Annotated in this window: 23 protein-coding genes and 1 tRNA gene; 8 read left to right on the top strand and 16 right to left on the bottom strand. The window is 70.6% G+C overall.

The genetic code is table 11. From position 1 onward, the window contains the following. Window positions 1–5 precede the first annotated feature (5 nt). Both O7607_RS09580 and O7607_RS09575 read left to right on the top strand, forming a co-directional pair. Complete coding sequence (locus tag O7607_RS09580) at window positions 6–809, top strand: NADP-dependent oxidoreductase (RefSeq protein ID WP_269702514.1); 804 nt, start codon at window positions 6–8, stop codon at window positions 807–809. 61 nt (window positions 810–870) lie between these two features. Continuing rightward, window positions 871–1,959 (top strand): alkene reductase, encoded by a 1,089-nt coding sequence (locus O7607_RS09575; RefSeq protein ID WP_269702513.1) that lies wholly within the window; start codon window positions 871–873, stop codon window positions 1,957–1,959. A 69-nt stretch (window positions 1,960–2,028) separates the two neighbouring features. On the opposite strand, the gene O7607_RS09570 is transcribed toward O7607_RS09575, so the two are convergent. From O7607_RS09570 to O7607_RS09560, 3 genes are all read right to left on the bottom strand, one after another. Then, window positions 2,029–2,865: an LLM class flavin-dependent oxidoreductase gene (locus O7607_RS09570; protein ID WP_269702511.1), complete on the bottom strand. Its 837-nt coding sequence runs from the start codon at window positions 2,863–2,865 to the stop codon at window positions 2,029–2,031. A gap of 63 nt (window positions 2,866–2,928) precedes the next feature. Further along, window positions 2,929–3,597 (bottom strand): response regulator, encoded by a 669-nt coding sequence (locus O7607_RS09565; RefSeq protein ID WP_269702509.1) that lies wholly within the window; start codon window positions 3,595–3,597, stop codon window positions 2,929–2,931. Next, entirely contained in the window at window positions 3,594–4,751 is a 1,158-nt protein-coding gene (locus O7607_RS09560; protein ID WP_269702507.1) for a sensor histidine kinase, read from the bottom strand. The genes O7607_RS09565 and O7607_RS09560 overlap by 4 nt, the downstream gene beginning before the upstream one ends. Window positions 4,752–4,920: 169 nt before the next feature. Here O7607_RS09560 and O7607_RS09555 point away from each other — a divergent pair, with 169 nt between their 5' ends. The 3 genes from O7607_RS09555 to O7607_RS09545 all read left to right on the top strand — a co-directional run bounded on the left by O7607_RS09555 (window position 4,921) and on the right by O7607_RS09545 (window position 8,414). After that, window positions 4,921–5,694: an ABC transporter ATP-binding protein gene (locus tag O7607_RS09555; RefSeq protein ID WP_269702506.1), complete on the top strand. Its 774-nt coding sequence runs from the start codon at window positions 4,921–4,923 to the stop codon at window positions 5,692–5,694. After that, window positions 5,688–8,105, top strand: coding sequence for an FtsX-like permease family protein (locus O7607_RS09550; protein WP_269702505.1), 2,418 nt, complete (start codon window positions 5,688–5,690; stop codon window positions 8,103–8,105). Before O7607_RS09555 ends, O7607_RS09550 begins: the two co-directional genes overlap by 7 nt. A gap of 233 nt (window positions 8,106–8,338) precedes the next feature. Continuing rightward, window positions 8,339–8,414: transfer RNA gene (locus O7607_RS09545), tRNA-Arg, on the top strand. A 21-nt stretch (window positions 8,415–8,435) separates the two neighbouring features. Here the strand turns inward: O7607_RS09545 and O7607_RS09540 are convergent. From O7607_RS09540 to O7607_RS09495, 10 genes are all read right to left on the bottom strand, one after another. Continuing rightward, window positions 8,436–8,927: a tyrosine-type recombinase/integrase gene (locus O7607_RS09540; RefSeq protein WP_269702504.1), complete on the bottom strand. Its 492-nt coding sequence runs from the start codon at window positions 8,925–8,927 to the stop codon at window positions 8,436–8,438. Continuing rightward, window positions 8,924–9,094, bottom strand: a complete 171-nt coding sequence (locus O7607_RS09535; protein ID WP_269702502.1) for a hypothetical protein — start codon at window positions 9,092–9,094, stop codon at window positions 8,924–8,926. Before O7607_RS09535 ends, O7607_RS09540 begins: the two co-directional genes overlap by 4 nt. Then, window positions 9,091–9,477, bottom strand: a complete 387-nt coding sequence (locus tag O7607_RS09530) for a hypothetical protein (protein WP_269702501.1) — start codon at window positions 9,475–9,477, stop codon at window positions 9,091–9,093. The genes O7607_RS09535 and O7607_RS09530 overlap by 4 nt, the downstream gene beginning before the upstream one ends. A gap of 430 nt (window positions 9,478–9,907) precedes the next feature. Further along, a complete protein-coding gene (locus O7607_RS09525; protein ID WP_269702500.1) occupies window positions 9,908–10,348 on the bottom strand; it encodes a DUF4259 domain-containing protein in 441 nt (146 codons plus the stop codon). Between the two features lie 483 nt (window positions 10,349–10,831). Next, complete coding sequence (locus tag O7607_RS09520) at window positions 10,832–11,338, bottom strand: hypothetical protein (protein WP_269702498.1); 507 nt, start codon at window positions 11,336–11,338, stop codon at window positions 10,832–10,834. A gap of 507 nt (window positions 11,339–11,845) precedes the next feature. Next, window positions 11,846–12,400: an alpha/beta hydrolase gene (locus O7607_RS09515; protein ID WP_269702497.1), complete on the bottom strand. Its 555-nt coding sequence runs from the start codon at window positions 12,398–12,400 to the stop codon at window positions 11,846–11,848. Window positions 12,401–12,675: 275 nt separating this feature from the next. Continuing rightward, complete coding sequence (locus tag O7607_RS09510; protein WP_269702494.1) at window positions 12,676–13,338, bottom strand: DUF6882 domain-containing protein; 663 nt, start codon at window positions 13,336–13,338, stop codon at window positions 12,676–12,678. 74 nt (window positions 13,339–13,412) lie between these two features. Then, a complete protein-coding gene (locus tag O7607_RS09505; protein WP_013283846.1) occupies window positions 13,413–13,586 on the bottom strand; it encodes a hypothetical protein in 174 nt (57 codons plus the stop codon). Between the two features lie 275 nt (window positions 13,587–13,861). Then, complete coding sequence (locus O7607_RS09500) at window positions 13,862–14,686, bottom strand: hypothetical protein (RefSeq protein ID WP_269702493.1); 825 nt, start codon at window positions 14,684–14,686, stop codon at window positions 13,862–13,864. A 41-nt stretch (window positions 14,687–14,727) separates the two neighbouring features. Continuing rightward, window positions 14,728–15,810: a family 43 glycosylhydrolase gene (locus O7607_RS09495; RefSeq protein WP_269702491.1), complete on the bottom strand. Its 1,083-nt coding sequence runs from the start codon at window positions 15,808–15,810 to the stop codon at window positions 14,728–14,730. Window positions 15,811–16,038: 228 nt separating this feature from the next. On the opposite strand from O7607_RS09495, the gene O7607_RS09490 reads away from it, so the two are divergent. Both O7607_RS09490 and O7607_RS09485 read left to right on the top strand, forming a co-directional pair. Then, entirely contained in the window at window positions 16,039–16,815 is a 777-nt protein-coding gene (locus tag O7607_RS09490; protein WP_145754543.1) for an HAD-IIB family hydrolase, read from the top strand. Between the two features lie 120 nt (window positions 16,816–16,935). Beyond that, window positions 16,936–18,735 (top strand): adenylyl cyclase, encoded by a 1,800-nt coding sequence (locus O7607_RS09485; protein WP_269702488.1) that lies wholly within the window; start codon window positions 16,936–16,938, stop codon window positions 18,733–18,735. Between the two features lie 47 nt (window positions 18,736–18,782). Here O7607_RS09485 and O7607_RS09480 read toward each other — a convergent pair whose 3' ends face one another. Both O7607_RS09480 and O7607_RS09475 read right to left on the bottom strand, forming a co-directional pair. Continuing rightward, window positions 18,783–19,373: an ATP-dependent Clp protease proteolytic subunit gene (locus tag O7607_RS09480; RefSeq protein WP_269702486.1), complete on the bottom strand. Its 591-nt coding sequence runs from the start codon at window positions 19,371–19,373 to the stop codon at window positions 18,783–18,785. A 126-nt stretch (window positions 19,374–19,499) separates the two neighbouring features. Further along, window positions 19,500–20,141: a helix-turn-helix domain-containing protein gene (locus O7607_RS09475; protein ID WP_269702484.1), complete on the bottom strand. Its 642-nt coding sequence runs from the start codon at window positions 20,139–20,141 to the stop codon at window positions 19,500–19,502. Between the two features lie 154 nt (window positions 20,142–20,295). Between O7607_RS09475 and O7607_RS09470 the strand changes: the two genes are divergently transcribed. Continuing rightward, entirely contained in the window at window positions 20,296–21,309 is a 1,014-nt protein-coding gene (locus tag O7607_RS09470) for a potassium channel family protein (RefSeq protein ID WP_269702482.1), read from the top strand. Window positions 21,310–21,333: 24 nt separating this feature from the next. On the opposite strand, the gene O7607_RS09465 is transcribed toward O7607_RS09470, so the two are convergent. After that, window positions 21,334–21,816 (bottom strand): MarR family winged helix-turn-helix transcriptional regulator, encoded by a 483-nt coding sequence (locus O7607_RS09465; protein WP_269702480.1) that lies wholly within the window; start codon window positions 21,814–21,816, stop codon window positions 21,334–21,336. Window positions 21,817–21,838: the final 22 nt, after the last annotated feature.

Here is a 21,838-nt window from a genome sequence, read left to right as displayed (position 1 = left end):
TGGACGTGGCGATCCGCGCCGGCTACCTGCGGGACGTCTTCCCGCTGACCTTCCCCCACACGCCGAACTTCGACATCGCCGGAACAATCACCGAGGTAGGCGAGGGCGTCGGCAACTGGAACGTCGGTGACGCGGTCCTGGCGTTTCTGCCGATGGCCGCGCCGGGGGCGGCCGCCGAGTACGCGGTCGTCCCCGCCGATGCCCTTGCCGCCGCGCCGCGTACCGGCGAACTCGCCGACGCCGCGGCCCTGCCCTCCGCCGGCCTGACGGCGTGGCAGTCGCTGTTCGAGCACGCCGGCCTGACCAGCGGGCAGCGCATCGTCGTCAACGGTGCGGGTGGCGCGGTCGGTGGATACGCCGTCCAGTTGGCCAAGCAGGCGGGTGCCGAGGTGACCGCAACCGCCAGTGCGCGCAGTCGCGACCGGCTGCTCTCCTACGGTGCCGACCGGATCGTCGACCACACCGCCACCGCGCTCAACGACGTCGTGGCGGGCGAACGGTTCGACGTGGTGCTGAACCTGGCGCCCATCACTCCCGAACAGGGCGTCGAGCTCGTGGATCTGGTCGCCGACGGCGGCGCCTTCGTGAGCACCACCGCTCCGGGCCCGGAGCAGCCCGGACGCGGCATCCGCGCGGTACGGGTGTTCGTTCGCAGCGACGCCGCCCAGCTCGCGCTGCTGGTGGCCCGCGTCGACGCCGGTGACCTGCGCATCGACGTCGGCCAGCGGAGGGCCCTGCGCGAGTTGGCCGCCGTGCACGACGAGTCCGAGGCCGGTCGGCTGGCAGGCAAGACCGTCCTCATTCCCTGAGCCACCCGCCCTTCGCGGGACATCTGCCACAACCCACCCCCTGCACGGAGGACAGATCACGATGACGACCGCATTCGAACCTTTCAGCCTTGCCGGCACCAAGCTGAGCAACCGGATCGCGATGGCGCCGATGACCCGCAGCCGCGCCTACGGCCCGGGTGCCGCGCCGACCGCCGACACCGCCACCTACTACGCCCAGCGCGCCTCCGCCGCTCTGATCATCACCGAGGGCATCCAGCCCTCGGTGATCGGCCAGGGCTACCCCAGTACGCCGGGCCTGCACAGTGCCGAACAGGTCGCGGCGTGGCGTCAGGTCACCGACGCCGTCCACGCCCAGGGCGGGGTCATCTTCGCCCAGCTCATGCACACCGGCCGGATCGGTCACCCCAGCCTGCTGCCCGAGGGCCTCGTCCCGGTCGGTGCGTCACCGGTTGCCGCCGCCGGAAAGGTGTTCACCGCGCAGGGCCCACAGGACTTCGTCACCCCCCGCGAGCTGACCGACGCGGAGATCCTCACGACCATCGGCGATTTCGCCGCCGCTGCCCGCAACGCCGTTGCCGCCGGGTTCGACGGTGTGGAGGTGCACGGCGCCAACGGTTACCTGCTGCACCAGTTCCTCTCCACCAATGCCAACCGGCGCAACGACAGCTGGGGCGGTACGGTCACCGGCCGAATGCGGCTGACCGTCGAAGTCGTCCGCGCGGTCGCCGACGCGATCGGCGCCCACCGGACCGGACTGAGGATCTCTCCCGCCAACCCGTTCAACGACATCACCGAGGACGCACACCAGCACACCTACACCGCGCTGGCCGACACTCTCAACCCGCTCGGCCTGGCCTACCTGCACATCGCCGAGGCCGACGACCGCGACCTCACCCGTCAGCTGCGCCGCCGGTGGGACGGCCCGCTGATCCTCAACCCGTTCACGCCCGGAACGGTCACCGGCCCCGAGCAGCTCGCGCTGATCGAGGACGGCACCGCCGACCTGATCAGCTTCGGCGGCCTGTTCCTCGCCAACCCCGACCTGCCTGCCCGGCTCGCCGCCGGCGGGCCCTACAACACACCCGATCCGGCCACCTTCTACGGCGGCGACGCCCGCGGCTACATCGACTACCCCACGCTCGACGGCAGCCCGAGCGCGGTGAGCTGACCACCGCCGCGCGCGAGGCCTGCCCGTCTGACGCTGCGGGCAGGCCTTGCGCGGGGCGACATCGGCCGGCTACCGCACCAATGGACCGACCTGCTGTGCGGTGAATCGAATGAAGCCCTCGAGGTCGGGTTCGTCAGCGGTGGGCTGCAGGATCACGGCGTTGGCTCCGGCGTCCCGGTAGCGGTTCACGACAGCGGCAATGTCGGCTGCGTCGCCGGCCGCTGTGGCGTCCCAGCTGTCCGACTCGTTCCAGGACTCCAGCTCGCGTTCCATGCGTGCCTCGGCGTCGGGGCCGGTCGCGGCATGGACGTACACGGTGACGGCCTTGGCCGTCGACCTGACGGCGGCCACCTCCTGCGGAGGCGTGCCGGCGGTCAGCAGGATCCCGTCGGCGACCTCGCAGGCGAGAGCACGCGTCTTCGGCCCGGTCGCGCCGGCGTAGATCCGGGCCGTGCCCACCGGTGGGTAGTCCAGCTTGACCTTGTCGAGCTGGACGTACCGACCCGACGTCGTGACCGTCTCGCCGGCCAGCAGCGCCTTCAACGCCTCGACGTGCTCACGCAGCAGCGTCAGCGGCGAGCCCACCCGCGCTCCGACCTGCTCCATCCAGCCCTGGACGCCGTGGCCCACGGTGAGCAGCACCCGGTCGGGGAAGAGCCGGTGCAGCGTGGCGGCCTCCATGGCGAGTGCCGCGACGTTGCGGAACGGCACCGGCAGCAGCCCGATGCCCACCGCCAGCCGGTCGGTCCAGGCCAGGGCCGCGGCGGCGGTGGCGATGCCGCTTTCGAGGAAGCAGTCCTCCCAGAGCCACAACTGGTCGAGGCCGGCTTCGTCAGCGGCGCGTGCGACGGAGCGGAGGCGTTCGGGTGGATTCTGGGGCCGGAACACCACGCCGAGGGTCGTCATGACGGCCGAGCCTAGCCGCGGAGGGGCCCCGCCATCCATGCACTTTCCGGGAGGACGACCCGCTCAGCGCAGGCCGCCCGGTCCGACCAAGCCCGTTTCGTAGGCGACGATGACCAGTTGCGCCCGATCACGTACCGCCAGCTTGGTCAGCAGCCGCCCGACGTGCGTCTTCACAGTGGCCAGGCTGAGACCGAGGTGCGCGGCCAACTCCGCGTTGGACAGGCCTCGGCCGATCAGCGTGAGCACTTCCCGTTCCCGCTCGGTCACCCCGTCCAGCCGTCGCGGGAGTGGCCGGGTCGGCTCAGGTCGACGGGCGAACTCGTCGATGAGCCGGCGGGTCACCGTCGGCGCGAGCAGTCCTTCGCCCGCGGCCACCACCCGGATGCCGGCCAGTAGTTCCGCCGGCGGGGTGTCCTTGAGCAGGAATCCGCTGGCTCCGGCGCGCAGTGCCCCGTAGACGTACTCGTCCAGGTCGAACGTGGTCAGGATGACGACCCGGGTGCCGGCGGTGGCGGGGTCGCCGCAGATCCGCCGGGTCGCCTCGATGCCGTCCATCTCCGGCATCCGCACGTCCATAAGCACCACGTCCGGCCGGTGCTCGGCGGCCAGCGCCACAGCCTCCACGCCGGTGCCCGCCTCGCCGACAGTGGTGAGGCCCGGCGTCGAATCGACCAACAGCCGGAAACTGCCGCGCAGCAGCGCCTGGTCGTCGGCGATCAGCACCCGGATCACGCGGCCACCCGGTAGGGCACGCGCGCCGTCACCGCGTAGCCGCCGCCGGAGCATGGCCCGGCGTGGAACTCACCTCCGTGCGACGTCACCCGTCCCCGCATGCCGATCAGCCCGTGCCCCTCCCCGCAGGGCAGCACAGGCCGGCGGCCGTCGTCGGTCACCTCGACCCGGACCTCGCGAGGCGTGACGGTCACCGTCGCCCGGCAGGCCGCCGGCGCCGCGTGTTTCACCACGTTGGTCACCGCCTCCTGCACGATCCGGTACACCGTCAGTCCCACCGACTCCGGCACCGCGCCGGCCGGTTCCTCCCGCCGTACGTCGAGCCGAACGTCCACCCCACCGATCGCCGCCTGCCGGGCGAGCACGGGCAGCTCGTCCAGCCCGGGCGCCGGGGCGTACGGGGTGTCCTCCCGCAGTACGCCGAGCACCCGGCGTACATCGGTGAGCGCGTTGCGGCCGGTCTCCTCGATCACCCGCAGTGCGGCCCCCGCCTCGCGGGGGTCGGTCTCGGCGACGTGGTTGGCGACTGCCGCCTTCACCACGATGAGGCTCAAGGTGTGGGCGACCACGTCGTGCAGTTCCCTCGCCACCCGCAACCGCTCCTCGGCGACGGCCTGCCGGACCACATGCTCGCCCTGCCGGGCGGCGAGGGCGCGTCGCTCGCGGACAAGCCAGCCGATCACCCAGGCAGGCGCGATCATGACGGCGGCGTAGACAACGGCACCGGTCCGCGACCAGAGATCACCAGCGGTCAGCGCCAGCGCGACGCTCACCAGAGCGAGACAACCGGTGGCACTGAGCAGCGAACGGCGGGTGGCCGTCGACGCGGCCACCGTGTAGAAGGACAGACCGACGGCGACCGCCGGAGCGGCAGCGGCGAAGTTGGGGATCACGCCGGTGATCAGGGCGGCCGCGGTGCTGCCGCTGATCACGACGGCGACGGGGACCGGCCACCGTCGCCGGACGGCCAACGGCAGCCCGAGAGACATCCCGACGAGCACCGACAACCAGAGCGGCTCGCGTACGCCACCGTGCAGCGGTGATTCCAGGGCCGCATACGGGCAGAGCAGCCCGCCGACCGCCACGGCGAGCACGGCGTCCACGATGTACAGGTCCACCGGCCGCAGCCGCCGGGTCAGCAGGGGAGCGGTCACCCGCACGACGGTATCGGCCGGCCGGGTCCGACGCGTCCACCCGCGGGCGGTCATCCCGGAGGACGACGTACCGGCGGTTCCGGCCCTTGGTCTCCACCCGGCGGAGGGCCGGAAAGTGTCCACGTCGGCACGACGCGCGGCAGTCCGTACATCGGGCACGGTGACGGCCATGACCACACACACGGTGACCCTGACGGGGCTACGCGCGGTGTACGGCACCGGGACCCGGCGGGTGACGGCGCTCGACGGCGTGACGACCGGCTTCGCGAGCGGCACGTTCACGGCGGTGATGGGCCCCTCAGGCTCGGGCAAGTCCACCCTGCTGCACTGCGCGGCGGGGCTGGACCGCCCGACCGAAGGGACCGTCACCATCGACGGCACCCGCCTCGACGACCTGGCTGAGGACAAGCTGACCCGGCTGCGCCGCGATCGGATCGGATTCGTGTTCCAGGCGTTCAACCTGGTGTCCACGCTGACCGCGGCGCAGAACGTCGAGTTGCCGCTGCGCCTGGCCGGCCGCCGCCCGCCGGCTCGGGACGTCGCCGCCGCGCTCGACGCCGTGGGTCTGGCCGGCCGGGCCGGGCACCGGCCGAGTGAGCTGTCCGGCGGCGAGCAGCAGCGCGTCGCCGTGGCCCGGGCGTTGATCACCCGCCCGGCGGTGGTCTTCGCCGACGAACCGACCGGGGCGCTGGACAGCGCGGCCTCCCGGCAGGTGCTCCGACTGCTGCGCGCACTCGTCGACGACCACGGGCAGACCGTCGTGATGGTGACCCACGATCCCGCCGCCGCCGCGTACGCCGATCGGGTCCTGCTGCTCGCAGACGGCCGCGTCGTCGACGAGCTGGACGGCGAGATCAATGCGGCGGTTGTCGCCGCGCGGATCGCCGAGCGTGCGGACCGCCCGTCCGAGCACGAGGCGACGCCGACGGGGCCGGCGTGCTGAGCATCCGGCGGTCGGTCAGTGCGTTCGTGGCCGTGTCCATCGGGGTCACGCTGGTCGCGGCGGCCACCCTGCTCCTCGCCTCCGGGCGCCCGCAGGTGCCGGATCGGTTCGCGCGGGCGGCGGTCGTGGTGCAGAGCCCCGAAGCGGGCGCATCGCCCGACTCGTTCGTGCCGACGCGGCCCTGGTCCGCCACCACGACGGCGGGGCTCGTCGGCCGGCTGGCCGCCCTGCCCGGTGTCGCGGCGGCCGTGCCGGACCGGACCTTCTACGCGCAGCCGCTCGTCGACGGCCGCCCCGCGGGCACCGATGGACGGCGGGAGGACGCCCACCAGGGGCACGGCTGGTCCAGCGCCCGACTCGGTGGACTGCGCCTCACCGCCGGCGACCCGCCCGGCAGGCCCGGCGAGGTGGTGGTGGACCGTGCACTCGGGCTGCGCCCCGGCGTGCCGGTGACCCTGCTGACGGCGGTAGGCCCGCAGCCGTACACCGTCACCGGCCTGGTCGACGGGCCCGGCGTCCATGTCGCCGACGAGGTGGCTGCCACGCTCGCGCCCGGCGTCCGGGCCATCGGGCTGGTGCTCGTGGCGGGCGCGGACCTTGAGCGGGTCGCCACGGCGGCTCGCGGAATCGTCGGCGCGTACGGCTCGGTTCTCACCGGCGACGCGCGTGGCGCGCTGGAGCCCCGCAACGACGCCCGCACCCGCTGGATCGGCACGCAGGTGCTCACCGCCACGGCAGCCCTCGCCGGCTTCGTCACGGTGTTCGTGGTCGCCTCCACCTTCGCGTTCACCGTCGCGCAGCGCCACCGTGAGCTGGGCCTGCTGCGCGCCGTCGGCGCCACCGGGCGTCAGGTCCGCCGCATGGTGTACGGCGAGGCGCTCGTCGTCGGTGCCGCGGGCGGGATCGCCGGGCTGCTGGTGGGCGGCGGGCTCGCACCGCTGCTGGGCCGGCTGCTCGTCGACGCCGGATTCGAACCGTCGACCTTCCGGGTCGGGTACGAGCACTGGCCGCTCGCGCTCTCGCTCATCGCCGGCCCGGTGATCTCGCTGCTGGCCGTCTGGTCGGCCTCGCGCCGGGCGGCCCGCGTTCGACCGCTTGAGGCGTTGCGCGAAGCGGCGGTGGAGCAGGGGCCGATCGGGCGGCTGCGCATCGCCACCGGCGCGCTGCTCGTCGCGGTGGGGGTAGCGCTCAGCATCGGGACGGCGACCGCCGGCGAGGCCCGCGTCGCGGCGCAGTACGCCCTGTACGCGGTGATGGCGCTGGTGGCCGGTGCCACAGTGCTTGCTCCGGCGGTTGTCGGCCCGCTGGTGCGGATGTTGCGGTGGCCAATGCGCCGACCGGGTGGCGCGATCGGGATGCTGGTTCGGGCCGGGGCGTCGACCGCGACCCGGCGGACCGCTTCGATCGCCGCCCCGGTGCTGCTCACTGTCGCGTTCGCGGTGCTTGTCGCCGGAATGGTGCGGACCACCACGGCTGCCTACGCGGCGGGCCGGGCCGACAACGTCAACGCCGGCTGGATCGTCGTGCCCGACCGCGCACCAGGCCTGTCGGACGAGGCCGTAGCGGCGACCGGGGGCACCGCCCTCCTCCCGACGACGGTCTACGAGAGCGCCCCGAACTCGTCGCCGGCGAACCGGCCACTGACCGCGCTCGGCGTGGACCCGGCGGGCTTCGCCGCCGCGAACCGTGCGCTCACCGTCGTCGCCGGCTCACTGGACGACCTGAGCGGCGACGACACGGTGGTCCTCCCCGCCTCGGCGAACCGGCGGCCGACCGAGCCGTACGCGCTGGTCTTCGCCGATGGGGAGTCGGTGTTGCTACGAGTGGTCGCCGTCGTCACCGACGATTCGATCCCCGGCGACCTGCTAATGCCCCGATCCGTGGTGCGGGCACACGACCCCTCGGCGCTCACCTCCACGGTGTACGTCCAGGACCGGATCGATCCTCCGACCGGAGCACGGATCGTCGACGTGCCCGAGTGGGCGGCCGAGGCGGATCGCGCCGAGGACCGCCTCGTCTGGCTCTTCGCGCTGCTACTGATCGGTGTCTCGGCCGGCTACGGGGCTGTCGCGGTGGCGAACACGTTGCTGATGGCCGCCGCCGGCCGGGTGGCCGACCTGCGGCTGATCCGGATGGCCGGTGCGACCCGAAGGCAGGTCATCTGGCTGGTCACGGCCGAGTCCGCCTTGGTGGTGTTGATCGGCGCACTACTCGGAGGGGCTGTCGCGTTCGTCGGTCTGCTGAGCATCCGTGCCGGCCTCGCCGAGCAGGCCGGCGTACCGGTCGATCTGGTGGTGCCGTGGTCCGTGGTCGGCGGGGTGGTGGGGCTCTGCCTGCTCTTGGCGGTGCTGGCAAGCGCGCTGCCGACCTGGCAGTCACTGGGTGACCGTGCCGCCCGGTCGTCGGCTTGAGATGAACCGCACGCCGGAATCTCGCTCTCCTCGCGTGCCATCCGCTCTCGTCGCATCGACGCGATCTCGGTCCCGTCGGCCGTACCGCACCGCCGTTAAGATCAACCGAAGGTGCATGACACTCAAGCTGTGGTTCTGTGCTGGGACAACGGCGCTCTGGGGAAGGTGGGTGAATCATGTGCCACTCCCTGCCACCCCAGGTGAACCCCAAGGTCGCTAGACTGGGCCCTCGCGCCCTCGTAGCTCAGGGGATAGAGCATCGGTTTCCTAAACCGTGTGTCGCAGGTTCGAATCCTGCCGGGGGCACCAGATCGCAGCCTTGATCACCGATCACTGATCCGCCTTCCGTGGCTTGCGTGCCCGCTGCGTGCCCGATCGCCCTGCGACCTTCGACCGGCTCACGTCCAGGTGCTCAGCGACCTCAGCGTCTCGGCCATCGACGGCACGGGCGTAGTGGCGAGTCCTGACACTGGCGTTGGCGTGCCCGAGCCGACGAGCCCCGACCAGGACGCCATGGGAGTCCGCGACCCAGCTCGCGTGAGTGGCCCGCAGATCATGGGGCGTCACGTCGCCCAGCCCGGCCAACCGTAGGGCCATGTTGAAGCGACGGCGGAACCCGTGATAGCTCTGCTGCCGCTGACTGGTGTGCGACTGCCGGCCGGGGAAGACGAACACGTCCGGTCCATCCGGCAGCGTCGCCAGGTGTTGCCGAAGCGATTCCACCACGAACGCGGGCACCGCCAGTTCCCGCCGCTGGTGATTCTTCGGCGTATCGATGACCGGCCCGCCGGGCAGCTGCGCGACCGCTTGCGCGACGGTCACCCGGCCCGCCCGAACGTCGACATGGCGCCGACGCAGCGCCAGGGCTTCCCGATCCGCAGGCCACCGTAGGCCAGCAGCAGGACCAGGACGCGGTCCGGAAGGTCGCAGGCGGCGGCGAGCTTGTCGACCTGGGCAACGGTGAGGATCGTCGGCCCGGTCGGACTCACTCTTGGGGGCCGTCTCCCGTTCGCGCCACGCGCTCGCGACTCAGATACCGAACCGGCTTGCCGAGCGACTCCGCGTAGGCAATCTCCCGTCGGGTTGACTCACCTACGTAGCCGCCCGGATCCACGATGTATACCTCGTTGGCCATTCGAATTTTTTGAAAGTGCACGCCGCCAAGCCGCCCCTTCAGGTCCGAGCTGTCGACTGTCCAGTCGTAGTTCGGCAGATCGGGGAGGCTGAACATTCCGAGGCTGATCACGACGGAACCTTCCATAGTGAGCTGCTGGTTGACCTCCGCGAACTCAGCCTCAAACTTGGTTGAGCCGCAGAGCGTGATGACCTTCGCCTCACTCTCGGCCGACTGCGGCGCCTGCTGGTCCTCCATGAGGTCCATGATCGGTGAATGGGCAGGACGTGTCTATCGCCGCCCCCTGGACGTCCGCTCATGCCGCGATCCGTGCGGACGTCGCGGATCACTTGGCGGACGACTGTCGCGCATCAGCCGACGCAGGACACAGGGCCTACCAACGGCACTGCCGAATTGAGCTGTAAGAATCAAGGCGGCCCGCAAGCGGGCCGCGCCGGCCGCGCTCGTCCTGCTGGCGGCGCAAGCGCCGGCATCGGCCGGCGCGCCGGCCGATTGCAGACTGCCGCAAGAACCCGGAACCGATGCCTCCGGCGGGGATCTTCGACAGAGATGGGGGCCGCCCATCGCCACCGTGAGTCCGGGCGAAGCCGAACAGACGGCGGAGATGGGCTTGAGACAGAGGAGCGGTACGCGCAGAGGTAGGGTCCTCAGCGATCTTCCGGCCAGTTCAAAGCAGCGCGATCTGTCCGGGCAGTTCGGGCGGCCCGAGCAGCACTGCGCGGAGCTTATTGATCTGCGGAAATTCACTCGCTCCTCCCTCGCCCCATAGGCTTCGCCACTCTGAGTCGTCGCCGAGGACCCGGTCAAGGGCCTCGACCGCCAGCGGTTGCAGATCGTCGTCTAGGTCAAGGGGTTCACCGGCAAGCAGGAAATCCGGCGCGTACGGCGAGGTTATCGGTTCCCCGCCGGGCACCTGAGACGCCACGATCGCTGCCGCAGCGATAGCCGAGGCAGCATCGTCATAGTCGAGGTATTCGGTGTTGAGCACTGCCGCTGTCAGGGCAGAACGAACCATTGCCGATCGCACAGACGGATCGGCATCGTGGAGCTCACCGCACCAGTCGGCGGCGCTGTCGTTGTCAAACGGACCGTCATCCCAGGTGCCCATATGCTCCTCCTCCGCGTTTCCGGTGAGCGGATCATGAAGCCAGGCGAGCGTAGACACAAGGGGCGGGAGCGCTTGGCTGTACAGCCATCGGTACAGTCAAGCTGGCCGACAGACGTGGGTCACGAGCGGCGGCAGCCGACAAGCCGAGCAGGTCAGCTACGGTCACCGACGCTGGCCGACAGGATTCTTGAGCTTTGCAAGACAGAGGGTTGGTCGGACCACCCGTGGGCCACAAGGCGGTGTCACCCGAGGGCTAACCAGGCCCCTGACGGCCGTACCGACCGGGCGGCATGCCGTGCCAGGGTTCGATCCGGTCCGGTTCCCAAGCTGAAAAATGCGGGTTCGATTTCCGTCACCCGCTCCAAACACAGAGACCGTGGGGCAGGTCCGATGGTTCCGCCAAGGTCTCTGCGTGTCAGCGTGTGCGTGGCTCAGCTCGCTCGGAGGGCATCTCACGCATCGCTCGCCGGCGGCTTACCTCCGCTAAATTTCGCCACAGAGCTCCAAGTTGATTCTCTGGGCAAGCGCAATCCTCGCGCTGTTCTCTGGCTTGATCTCGTGGTGGAAACGACTTCTAAGCTCTTCAACCTCGTGGGAACCATCGTCGTCAGACGCGCGACGCTTGATCTCAAAAGAAGTTCTGCCGGCCATCACGACGATGTTGTACCAGCACTCAAACAGCTCGCGAACTTCATGGCTACCGTATGCGGTGATGAGGGCCTTAGTCCTTGCCTGTTCCTCAGCGCTCGGACCATCCGGAACAGGAAAACCGACATCGACGGGCGGCTCAACGTTCTCGAAATAGCCCTTCATCCTCTCTGCGCACACAAGTGCGTCAACGTACGCGGTAGCGCGGCGTTCCTGCTCGCGCTGCTCACGTGCCATCAGCTGGCCATGCCGCCGCAGCCGCTCGCCAGCAAGGAACGTGCCGCCGACGCCGAGGATGCCAACTAGCAGCGTCGCTGCGGGAGGCGCCCAGTCCAAGCTCATACGCCTATGATGCAGACCGCTGCCAAGTTCGGTGGCTCAAGGTTTATGGTCTTGAGGCGGGACCGGACACCGAGCTGAGCAGGTGTGTTCCAGCCGTCAGTGCGGGCCATTGGCTGAGGTCACGGCATGGTATTCCAGGCCGCTCAGTGCCGCGATGGCGCGTTGCCAGAGGCACCACACTGCTGATTTTGTACGGTTCCGGAGCTGACAGTCTGGGAGCGACGCGTGGGAGCCACCGGGGCGGACTGGACCGGACGGGACGGGACCGATCGAGTTGCCGAGCCGCTTGAGGACCAGGACCAGGCGGACGGCATTGGACGGTCTGGGCATGCTCCTTGGGGATCTACGGATCAGATGGCGGCACCGCACTGCATCAGTCCTCATTTAGTCCTCAAGATGCCGGACCGCGACCACCGGCACTGAGAGATGTCGAGAGGGATTTCCGCAGACCAGGCGGAGCTATGGCAGGTAGACCAAGGTGAGCAACTTGATCTCATAATTTGTCGGTCAACGGACGTGGGATGGTGCCGGCCAGAGAACCCGATCAAGGAACTCCTCTATCGCCGTAGCCATCTCACCGAGCACCGCCGCAGACCTTGCAATTGGCCCAGGGACGCGGAGCCCGTGATCGGCATCCTCTACTTCGAACACATGCCGTGACAGCTCGCGAGCGAGCTTCGGACGCCAGCTGCTGTCCGCCGTGCCGCCGATGAGAAGGCAGGGCGCGCTGGCCCGGCGAAGGCCCTCAACCACCTCTGAACGGTGCAGCAACGGGGTGATCCAGATCGCCGGCAGTTCATAGTCGGCAGCAAGATTTGCGGCGAGGGTGCCGAGGGAGTAGGTGATGATCAACGGCTTGGGCAATCCACGAAGCGCCGCCGTGATCTGCTCCACTGCCCACGGTCCCCGCGCCTTCGGCTCGGGTGGCACCTCGCCGCTCCAGGACACGTAGTGCATCTGCGCGCCGCGCATCTGCGCCGCATCGGCAGCGAACAACTGGTGGGGAACGTGCCAGCAGCCACTGCTGCCCGGAATCACCAACACCGTGCGCTGCGTCGTCATGCCATCCTCCCCGCGGCTAGAACCCTGCCAACAAGCCTCGGCGGGCTTCGTGGGATCTTCGCAACGGCAACCTACCCGGCGCCCCAACTGGCCCGTGCCCCTCGCGTGCCCGATCACACGGGCGTCGAAGGTCAACGGCGGGCAGGTCCTGGAGGTGGCTGCCAGCATGGCGGCGTAGGTCAAGCCAGGTCATTGCCCAGCGATTTCCGCTCGTGTCCACACTTCTTAAACCGTGTGTCGCAGGTTCGAATCCTGCCGGGGGCACCACATTCCGCCTACGGGCTGACCGTTCCCGACAGGTTGCTGACCCGGCCCATCGCGTCGAAGTCGACACGCAGGACCGAGCCGCCACGATCCTGCGCCGTCACCGACATCGGCGCCCGATCCAACCGCCATCCCTGCTGGTGCAGGAACGACTCGACGGCGACGCGGTGCTCCACCGGGAAGGACTGCAGGACCTGCGTCAGGACGGTCAGCACCCGTTCCGGCCGGACCGGCGCGGTGATCTGTGGCGGGGCGTCGTCGAGGTGGAAGAAGACGGCGCCGCCGTCGTACGGCCCGCGGTAGTAGCAGCGGCCGGTCAGGCCGGACGCCAGCAGGGCGAGACGGTGACCGTCGGCGCGCTGGAGCGGGAACGTGGGCTCGGTGAGTTCGGCGACCCCTTGGCGGTGCCCGTACTCGCGGACCCAACCGGCGAGATGGAGCAGCGACGGGGGGAGGTTGCTGGCCTCGTTGGCCCAGGCCCACAGCCAGGTGCCGTCGTCGTGGCTCTCGGTGCCGAGGAGTTGGACGCGGTACCGCAGGTCGGTCCCGAACGTCACGGTGCCGTCGGGCACGTCGAGTTGCCAGTCTCGCTCGCCGAGCAGGTCGGCCAGCGCCATCTGGCGGGCCAGACCGGTGCCGACATGTTCGGCGAAGAGTCGATCAAACGTCGGCATCGCCGCAGTGTGCCAGACCTTCGGGTACGGGACGGCCCCGCGTCCGGCCGGAGCCGGAGCGCGGGGCCGGCGGGTCAGCGGACCAGCGCCGCCACCAGCGTCCCGATACAGGCGACGACGGCGGCGATGATCGGACTGAGCGTCTTGATGTACGCCAGGATGAGCCGGTGCCGGTCGGTCGGCTCGGCAACGGTTTCGTCCTCGTCCTCTGGTGTCTCGAAGTCTGACCCGTGAGGGATTACAGTCAACGTGACTCCTTCCGTTGCAGCGGTGGAGTCGAATGCGGCGTCCGGTGGCAGCCGGGCGCCGCCCTCTGTGCGAGGCGACGCAGTGCCGTTCGACGGTTCGAGCATCCTCCCGACGGACAGCTAGCACAAGAGTGCGTAATTCACTGTCGGGTACCTGACAAGCAGATGCATCGCATCGAGAAAATTTCGGTGCCATCTCTTGCCAAATGCAATTTTCCGTGAACGAGTTCTACCGAAAGTGACCAGCTCGAAGCTTACGGTGAGCAGGCGTGTGGTCAGGCGCGGCGGAGTTGGAGCACCGCCACGCGGGCGTCGTGGCCGTCCACGTGCATGGGCACCGTCTTGCGGTTGCGCAGCTGGATCTGGACCCCGTTCGACCCCTGGAGCCAGCCGATCTGGTCGATGCCGGCGTCGAAGGCGCGCGTCTCCTTCGCGGGGAACAGCTTCGGCATCGGGTTGCGGTTGGTGTCGCCGGTCCAGATCACCGGGTAGCCACGGTCCTGCCAACTGGAGATCCGCTCCCGGAGGACATCGAAGTGGAGCGCCCACTTGCTCCGGCGCCACGCCTCGTGCGGATCTTCCTGGCCGTTGAACGCGCCGGCCACGAAGTGCGTGTTGAGGAACGCGAACTGAAGCGCCGCATCGTCGTTCGCGGCCAGCAGGACCTCGGAGATGACGCGGTTCACCGAGACACCCGCCAGACCGTCGTGTACGGGTGTGACGCGCTTGTCGAGCACGTCGTACACCCTGGGCGCGGAGATCGGAACGTAGTGCCCGCCGTCGTTGAGGTGCACATTGCGGTAGTGCTCGCCGAACAGATCGTTGATCCAGCCCTTCTCCTTCGTGTCGCCGTCACCCCCGCCGATCTCCTGCCAGCCGACGAGCGGACGGTCCTCGGGGCCGGTCATGCCGAGGGCGTTGCGGACCGCGGTGATCGCGGCCTTGCGCTTTTCGAGGTTCGCGCGTCCGATGTTGGCGGTGACGACGCCGAGGTTCCGCCAGGCGGTCGCCGCACCGGCGGGTGCGGGGAGGCCGAGCGTGCCGGCGAGCGCGACGCCGCCCGCGAGGCCGAGTGCCTGTCGTCTGCTGACGCGTTCCATGCGACTCCTTACTGGTTCGGCTACGAGGTGGAGGGGCACGGCTACGAGACGAGGAAGCCGGTGGAGGGGCGGGTCAGGACGCCGGTCATCGGGAAGCGGGTGGAGCCGTTCCACCAGTGCCACACCACGCGCTCGCTGCCGTCGGCGGCGGCGAAGACGTCCATCCCGCCGGGGCCCTGGTGGTTGCCGGGCAGGTCGCGGATCGGGTTGAGGCCGGCGCTTCCGGTGAAGCCGAAGAAGGGCCGGGACACGCCCTCGCGGATGGGGGTGCAGCGGGAGCCGGGCAGGGGACTGGCCCCGCAGCGGGCGATGCCGGTGGAGTAACGCGCGCTGTCCCAGTTGTTGCCGGAGTACATGAGGTACCAGTCGCCGTCGGCGGCCTTCCACATCGACGGGTTCTCGACCACGTGCGTACCGCCGCTGGTCTTGGCGGTGTCCCAGGTGATGTCGGTGCTCTTGAGCATGTCCCGGCGGGTGTCCCAGATCGCGCGGCCCTCGCCGTCGGTGCGGACGGTGGAGATGCCGGTCTCGGCGCCGGAGGCGATGGCGTCGTCCCGGTAGGTGACGTACAGGTTCCCGCCGGCCACGAAGGGGTTGGCGTCGAGTGCCCAGCGGCCGGCGTCCGGGCAGGCCCACTCGCCCTGGTTCTGGAACGGGCCGCGGGCGCTGTCGGAGACGGCCCGGCCGATGCACTTCTGCCCGGAGCCCTTGCGGGAGGCGGTGTAGAACATGAAGAACCGGCCGTCGAAGCGGGCGACGCCCGGTGCCCAGATCGCGCCGCCGGGCTCCGCCCAGGCGCCGGGGCCGGACGGCAGCGCGTCGTGCGAGGCGCAGTCGGCCATGCCGACGCTGTTGCCGGAGCCGTGGACGAGGACCGGTACGTACAACCTGCCGGTCGCGCCGCAGCGCGCGCCGGTCCCGGCGCCGACTGTGGTGCCGTAGGTGACGTACGAGCCGTCCTTCGCCAGCAGGGTGTCCGGGTCGGCCAGCGGGAAGGTGGACGAGCTCGCCAGCGTGGACAGGTCGTCGGCGGATGCGGCGGCGGGCGCAACCGCCGCCGGGGTGACTACCAGGGCGGCCGCGGCGAGGGCGACGAGCCCTCCGCGCGATCGAAAGAATTTCACCGGCACTCCTTGATTGATGAAGGTAATTATCAGAGGAACGGTATCGACGGTCAGCGATGCCGTCAACGGCGGAGTGCTGGAGCCGGGAGCGGGAAGCGGGGCCGCCCGGAGGCCTGCCGCGTTACGCTCCGTCGAGGGGACGTGTCACCCGCCGGGCCCTCAGGCCGGTGCCAGGACCCGTCGGTACCCTGGCAGGTCCTGGCCTGTCCGCGACGACATGAGGTATTCGTGAACGATCTTCGAGTGGTGGCGTTCGATCTCGACGACACCCTGGCGATTTCCAAGTCCCAGATCGATCGTCGGATGGCGGAGTTGCTCGGCCACCTGCTCACCGAGGTGGACGTACTGGTCATCTCCGGTGGCCGGTTCGAGCAGTTCCAGTCGCAGGTGCTCGCCCACCTCGACCTCACCGAGGAGCAGCGCGACCGGCTGCACCTGATGCCGACCTGCGGCACCCGCTACTACCGCTGGTCCGACGGGGACTGGCGGCAGGTCTACGCGGAGGATCTCACCGAGGCCGACAAGGCCCGCGTCGTCACGGCGCTGACCGAGTCGGCGCAGGCGCTGGGCCTGTGGGAGGCGAAGACCTGGGGCGACATCATCGAGGACCGGGGCAGCCAGATCACCTTCTCGGCGCTGGGGCAGTCCGCCCCGCCGGCCGAGAAGTACGGCTGGGACCCGGACGGCGACAAGAAGCGGCGGCTGCGGGACGCGGTCGCGGCGAAGCTGCCCGACCTCGAGGTCCGTGGTGGTGGTTCGACCTCGATCGACGTCACCCGCAAGGGTGTGGACAAGGCGTACGGCATGCGGAAGCTGCTGGAACACCTGGATCTGAAGATCGACAACGTGCTCTTCGTGGGTGACCGGCTGGACGTCGGTGGCAACGACTACCCGGTCAAGGCGATGGGCATCCGCTGCGTCGCGGTCACCCGTTGGGAGGAGACCGCCGACTACGTCGAGAAGCTCGTCGACGACCTGGTGAAGCAGCGCGCCGAGCGCGCCTGAGCACAGCCCGCAGCAGAGCCCGCCGGTTCCGGAACCGGCGGGCTCTGGCGGTATCGACGGTGATGCGGTAGGAACAGCCGAGAGAGCGCTCTCCCGTCCCATCACCGAACAGGCAGGCAGATGCGATCATCCGACCCCTCCCGCCGCCGTTTCCTCACGCTCACCGCCTCCGCGGCCTCACTCACCGCCCTCGGCCTCCCGGCCGGCGCCGCCGCCGCGTCCCCGGCCGTATCGCCGGCCGCGCGACCCGCCCGCGAGCCCGACTTCGGCCCGAACGTCTTCGTGTACGACCCGAGCACGCCGGTCGAGGAGATCCAGTCCACGCTGGACCGGCTGTTCACCGCCCAGGAACGCAACGAGATGGGCCTCGACAGGTACGCCGTGCTGTTCAAGCCCGGCCGCTACGAGGTGGACGCCCGGCTCGGCTACTACACGACTGTCGCCGGTCTCGGCGCGCACCCGGACGACGTGGAGATCCACGGCGCGGTCCGGGTGATCGGGCAGCCCGACCCGAACTCGCCCGCCGGCATCTCCGCGCTCACCAACTTCTGGCGTTCGGCGGAGAACCTCGCTGTCACCCCGACCGACTGGTCGAACCAATGGGCCGTCTCGCAGGCGTCACCGATGCGCCGGGTGCACGTCAAGGGCGTGCTGTGGCTGGAACCCGGCAACGGCGGCTACTCCAGCGGCGGCTACATCGCGGACTCCAAGGTGGACGGCATCACCATCAACGGTTCCCAGCAGCAGTGGCTCACCCGCGACAGCGAGCTCGGCGGCGAGTGGACCAACGGTGTGTGGAACCAGGTCTTCTCCGGCGTGATCGGCGCGCCCGCGCAGGGCTTCCCCGACCCGCCCTACACCACGCTGCCGACCAGCCCGGTGACCCGGGAGAAGCCGTACCTGTTCGTCGACGCCCGGGGTGCCTGGCGGGTCGCCGTACCGCGCCTGCGCCGGAACACCGCCGGCACCACCTGGGCCACCGGCGGCGCGCCGGTGCCGTCGCTGCCGCTGTCCGCGTTCTTCCTGGCCCGTCCCACCGACTCGGCGAAGCGGATCAACGCCGAGCTGGCCCGGGGCCGGCACCTGCTGCTCACCCCCGGCGTCTACCACCTCGACCGGGCCCTGCGGGTACGCCGCCCGGACACCGTCGTGCTCGGCCTCGGCATGCCGAGCCTGGTGCCGGACCGCGGGGACGCGGCGCTGCGCATCGAGGACGTGGACGGCGTCCGCATCGCCGGGGTGCTCGTGGACGCCGGGCCGGTCGAGTCGCCGGTGCTGGTCGAGGTCGGCACGCGGCACTGCCACCGGTCGCACGCCACGAACCCGATCTCGCTGCAGGACGTCTTCTTCCGCATCGGCGGTCCGTACGCCGGACGCGCGGTGACCAGCCTCGTGGTGCACAGCCGGCACACGCTGATCGACAACATCTGGGCCTGGCGTGGCGACCACGGCCGGGCCGGCACCATCGGCTGGACCGTGAACACCGCTGCCACCGGCGTGATCGTCAACGGCGACGATGTGACCGCGTACGGGCTGTTCGTCGAGCACTACCAGCGCTGGCAGACGATCTGGAACGGCGAGCGTGGCCGGACCGTGTTCTACCAGAGCGAGCTGCCCTACGACCCGCCGAGCCAGGCGGCCTGGCGCAGTCCGACCGGCAACGGCTGGGCCTCGTACAAGGTGGCCGACCACGTCCGCACGCACGAGGCGTGGGGACTGGGCGTGTACTCGTACTTCAACCAGGGCGTGGACATCCGCTGCGACAGGGGGATCGAGGCGCCGCGCCGGGCCGGGGTGCGGTTCCACGACGCGATCACCGTGTTCCTGGACGGCAGCGGCGGCATCGAGCGCACCATCAACGAGATCGGCACCCCGGTCGTCGGCTCGTACGGCACCAGCACGGTGATCAGCTACCCCTGACCGCGAGGGCGGCCCGGCCGGTGCGGGACCGGCCGGGCCGCGCCCGCTCACGCCGCGAGCTGGTCGACGCGGGTGAGCACCTGGTCGACGAGGCCGTACTCCCGGGCCTGCTCGGCGGTGAACCAGCGGTCGCGGTCCCAGTCGCGCTGGATCTCCTCCAGCGTCCGCCCGCTGTGCTGCGCGATCAGCTCCTGCATGGTGCGCTTCACGTGCAGCATGTTCTCGGCCTGGATGGTGATGTCCGCCGCGGTGCCGCCCATCCCGCCGGAGGGCTGGTGCATCATGATCCGCGAGTGCGGCAGCGCGAACCGCTTGCCCGCCGCCCCGGCGCAGAGCAGGAACTGCCCCATCGACCCGGCCATCCCGAGCGCCAGCGTCGCCACGTCGTTCTTGACGTACCGCATGGTGTCGTAGACGGCCATGCCGGCGCTGACCGAGCCGCCGGGCGAGTTGATGTAGAGGAAGATGTCGCGCTCCGCGTCCTCGGCCGCGAGGAGCAGGATCTGCGCGCAGATCTGGTTGGCCGACGCGTCGGTGACCTCGGTGCCGAGGAAGATGATCCGCTCCCTCAGCAGTCGCTCGAAGACCCGGTCGCCGAACGCCGGCTGGCCCTCGTCGAGCATCCAGATGCCACTCATCGCCGCCCACCTCCGTGCCGCCGGTGGGCGGGGGACCGCCCGGGAACCCGGCGGTCTCCAGCGTCCGCCGGGCGCACCCACGCGGCCCAGGCTTTCTGCCCCGGGCAGATTCGCCCTCGGCAGAAGCTACGCGGCGACCGGCCGCCGCCGGCCCGCGCGGGCTCGCCGCCGCGCCAGCGTGACGGAGGTACGCGGACGGGGGCGGACGGCCGGGGCGGAGGGAGCCGGCCAGATCCGGATGCCGCCACCGAACCCGATCGGCGTGGCGGCGCCGAGGGGCGCGCCGAGCGGCGTCGGCACCAGGCCGAAGGGCCGCAGCCCGCCGCCCAGCAGCGGCGTGGGGGTGACCGGCCGGCGGGCGACGTGCGGCCGGAGCGAGACGGCAGGCCGGCGGGACACGGGCAGCCGGGACGACACGGCCGGACGGCGCGTGACGGACAGCCGGGGCGCGCCGACCCGCAGCTGCGGACCGGTGCGGGCGGTCGGCACCCGGTCGAAGCGGGCCGCCGAGATCCCGGGGCCGACCGGAGCCGGACGCTCGCGGCGCAGCTCGTCGCGGGCCTCTTCGAGCAGGTCGGCGAGGTGGATGCCGAGCGCGCGGCAGATCGCGGCGAGCACCTCGGAGGAGGCCTCCTTGCGGCCGCGCTCGACCTCGGAGAGATAGGGCAGGGAGACGCCGGCGGCCTGGGCCACCTCGCGCAGCGTGCGGCCCTGGCGCAGGCGGATGCGCCGGAGCACGCCGCCGATCACGCGTCGCAGCAACGACATGCCGGCCTCCTCGCGGTCGCCGTCCCGACGTCCCCATCATGCCCTGTCCGCGTCGCCGGCAGCGGCCCCGCCGGGTACCGATCGTCACCCGGCGGGCCGGATCCCGGCGTACCCGTTATCTTGTGGGCGTGCAGGTGGCGGAGCAGGACCGACGGTGATCCATTTTCCCGCGCAACGGCGGGGGCCGCTGAGCGCGCTGAGCCTGCGCCTGCTCGCCGCCCTGGGCCTGGTCTTCGCCACGGTGTTCGTGGTGTGGCTCGACCGCGACGGCTACCGCGACGTGGACGACACCGGCCTGACCCTGCTCGACTGCTTCTACTACGTGGTGGTCTCGCTCTCCACCACCGGATACGGCGACATCACGCCGGTCAGTTCGTCGGCGCGACTGGCGAACGTCCTGTTCATCACTCCCGCCCGGGTGCTGTTCCTGATCATCCTGGTCGGCACCACCCTGGAAGTCCTGACCGAGCAGTACCGCACCGGCCGTCGCCTGTCGCGGTGGAGGAGAACCGTGAAGGACCACGTCATCATCTGCGGCTACGGCACCAAGGGCCGCAGCGCGGTCTCCGCCCTGCTGGAGAACGGTACGGACAAGTCCAAGATCGTGGTGGTCGAGCGGAGCGGGCCGGCGCTGCGGCAGGCCACCTCGAACGGGCTGGTGACGATCGAGGGCTCGGCGACCCGCTCGTCAGTGCTGGAGCAGGCGCACGTGCGTACCGCGAAGTCGGTCATCATCGCGACCGACAGCGACGACGCCTCGGTGCTGGTGGCGCTCACGGTCCGGCAGCTCACCGCCGGCCAGGTGCGGATCATCGCGGCGGTACGCGAGGCGGAGAACGCGCCGCTGCTCAAGCAGAGCGGGGCGCACCACGTGATCGTCTCGTCGGCCACGGCCGGCCGGCTGCTCGGCCTGTCGACCTCGGCCCCGCCCCTGATCGACGTGGTGGAGGACCTGCTCACCCCGGGTCAGGGCATGGCGCTGGCCATGCGCTCGGCCGAGCGCAGCGAGGTGGGCCGCTCGCCGCGCGAGCTGGAGGCGCTGGTCATCGCGCTGGTCCGCCGGGGCAAGGTGGTCACGCTCAACGACCGGGCCGCCTCGGTGATCGAGACCGGCGACATGCTCGTTCACGTCCGGGACGACCGGCCGCAGGCCACCACCGCGATCTGACCGGGGCCCGCTGAGCACCTGCGGTCAGCAGGCGCCCGGGCCGCCCTCGGCCAGCACTTCACCGCAGGTCGACGACCGGCCCTGGGTGGCCCGTCGCAGCAGGTCGTAGAGCAGGTCCCGCTCGCCGGGAGCGAGCGCGCCGAGAACCTCCTCCTCGGCTCCGGCGAGCGCACACTCGGCCTCGCGTAGTCGCTTCGTGCCCGCCTCGGTGAGGCGTACCTCGTGCCGGCGGCGGTCCTCCGGGGAGCGGCGGCGCTCGGCCAGGCCGTCCGCCTCCAGGTCGTTGAGCAGCCCGACCACGTTCGTGCTGTCGAGTTGGAGCGTGCCGGCGAGCGCCTGCTGGCTGATGCCGCCGGAGTCGCGCAGCACGGTGAGCGCCACCAGGTGGCGGGGGCGCAGACCCAGCGGGGCCAGCACCGACTCCGAGCGCAGCCGCATCCGCCGGGCCAGGTGATCGAGCAGGGGCCCGGAGCGGCGCTCGGACTCCTCGACCGGTGCGGCGGACATGTGACCCAGTTTACGCGGGCCG

Origin of the sequence: Micromonospora sp. WMMA1949, assembly GCF_027460145.1 — a bacterium.
Classification (GTDB): domain Bacteria; phylum Actinomycetota; class Actinomycetes; order Mycobacteriales; family Micromonosporaceae; genus Micromonospora.
The sequence above is the reverse complement of the archived record's forward strand: the minus strand, read 5'-3'. Positions and strand labels throughout refer to the sequence as shown.

Bases quoted from the DNA above. Each gene is read 5' to 3' on its own strand.
- O7607_RS09575 (WP_269702513.1), top strand. From the start codon at position 871: ATGACGACCGCATTCGAACCTTTCAGCCTTGCCGGCACCAAGCTGAGC.
- O7607_RS09570 (WP_269702511.1), bottom strand. From the start codon at position 2,865: ATGACGACCCTCGGCGTGGTGTTCCGGCCCCAGAATCCACCCGAACGC.
- O7607_RS09555 (WP_269702506.1), top strand. From the start codon at position 4,921: ATGACCACACACACGGTGACCCTGACGGGGCTACGCGCGGTGTACGGC.
- O7607_RS09530 (WP_269702501.1), bottom strand. From the start codon at position 9,477: ATGGAGGACCAGCAGGCGCCGCAGTCGGCCGAGAGTGAGGCGAAGGTC.
- O7607_RS09525 (WP_269702500.1), bottom strand. From the start codon at position 10,348: ATGGGCACCTGGGATGACGGTCCGTTTGACAACGACAGCGCCGCCGAC.
- O7607_RS09520 (WP_269702498.1), bottom strand. From the start codon at position 11,338: ATGAGCTTGGACTGGGCGCCTCCCGCAGCGACGCTGCTAGTTGGCATC.
- O7607_RS09515 (WP_269702497.1), bottom strand. From the start codon at position 12,400: ATGACGACGCAGCGCACGGTGTTGGTGATTCCGGGCAGCAGTGGCTGC.
- O7607_RS09510 (WP_269702494.1), bottom strand. From the start codon at position 13,338: ATGCCGACGTTTGATCGACTCTTCGCCGAACATGTCGGCACCGGTCTG.
- O7607_RS09500 (WP_269702493.1), bottom strand. From the start codon at position 14,686: ATGGAACGCGTCAGCAGACGACAGGCACTCGGCCTCGCGGGCGGCGTC.
- O7607_RS09485 (WP_269702488.1), top strand. From the start codon at position 16,936: ATGCGATCATCCGACCCCTCCCGCCGCCGTTTCCTCACGCTCACCGCC.
- O7607_RS09480 (WP_269702486.1), bottom strand. From the start codon at position 19,373: ATGAGTGGCATCTGGATGCTCGACGAGGGCCAGCCGGCGTTCGGCGAC.
- O7607_RS09475 (WP_269702484.1), bottom strand. From the start codon at position 20,141: ATGTCGTTGCTGCGACGCGTGATCGGCGGCGTGCTCCGGCGCATCCGC.
- O7607_RS09465 (WP_269702480.1), bottom strand. From the start codon at position 21,816: ATGTCCGCCGCACCGGTCGAGGAGTCCGAGCGCCGCTCCGGGCCCCTG.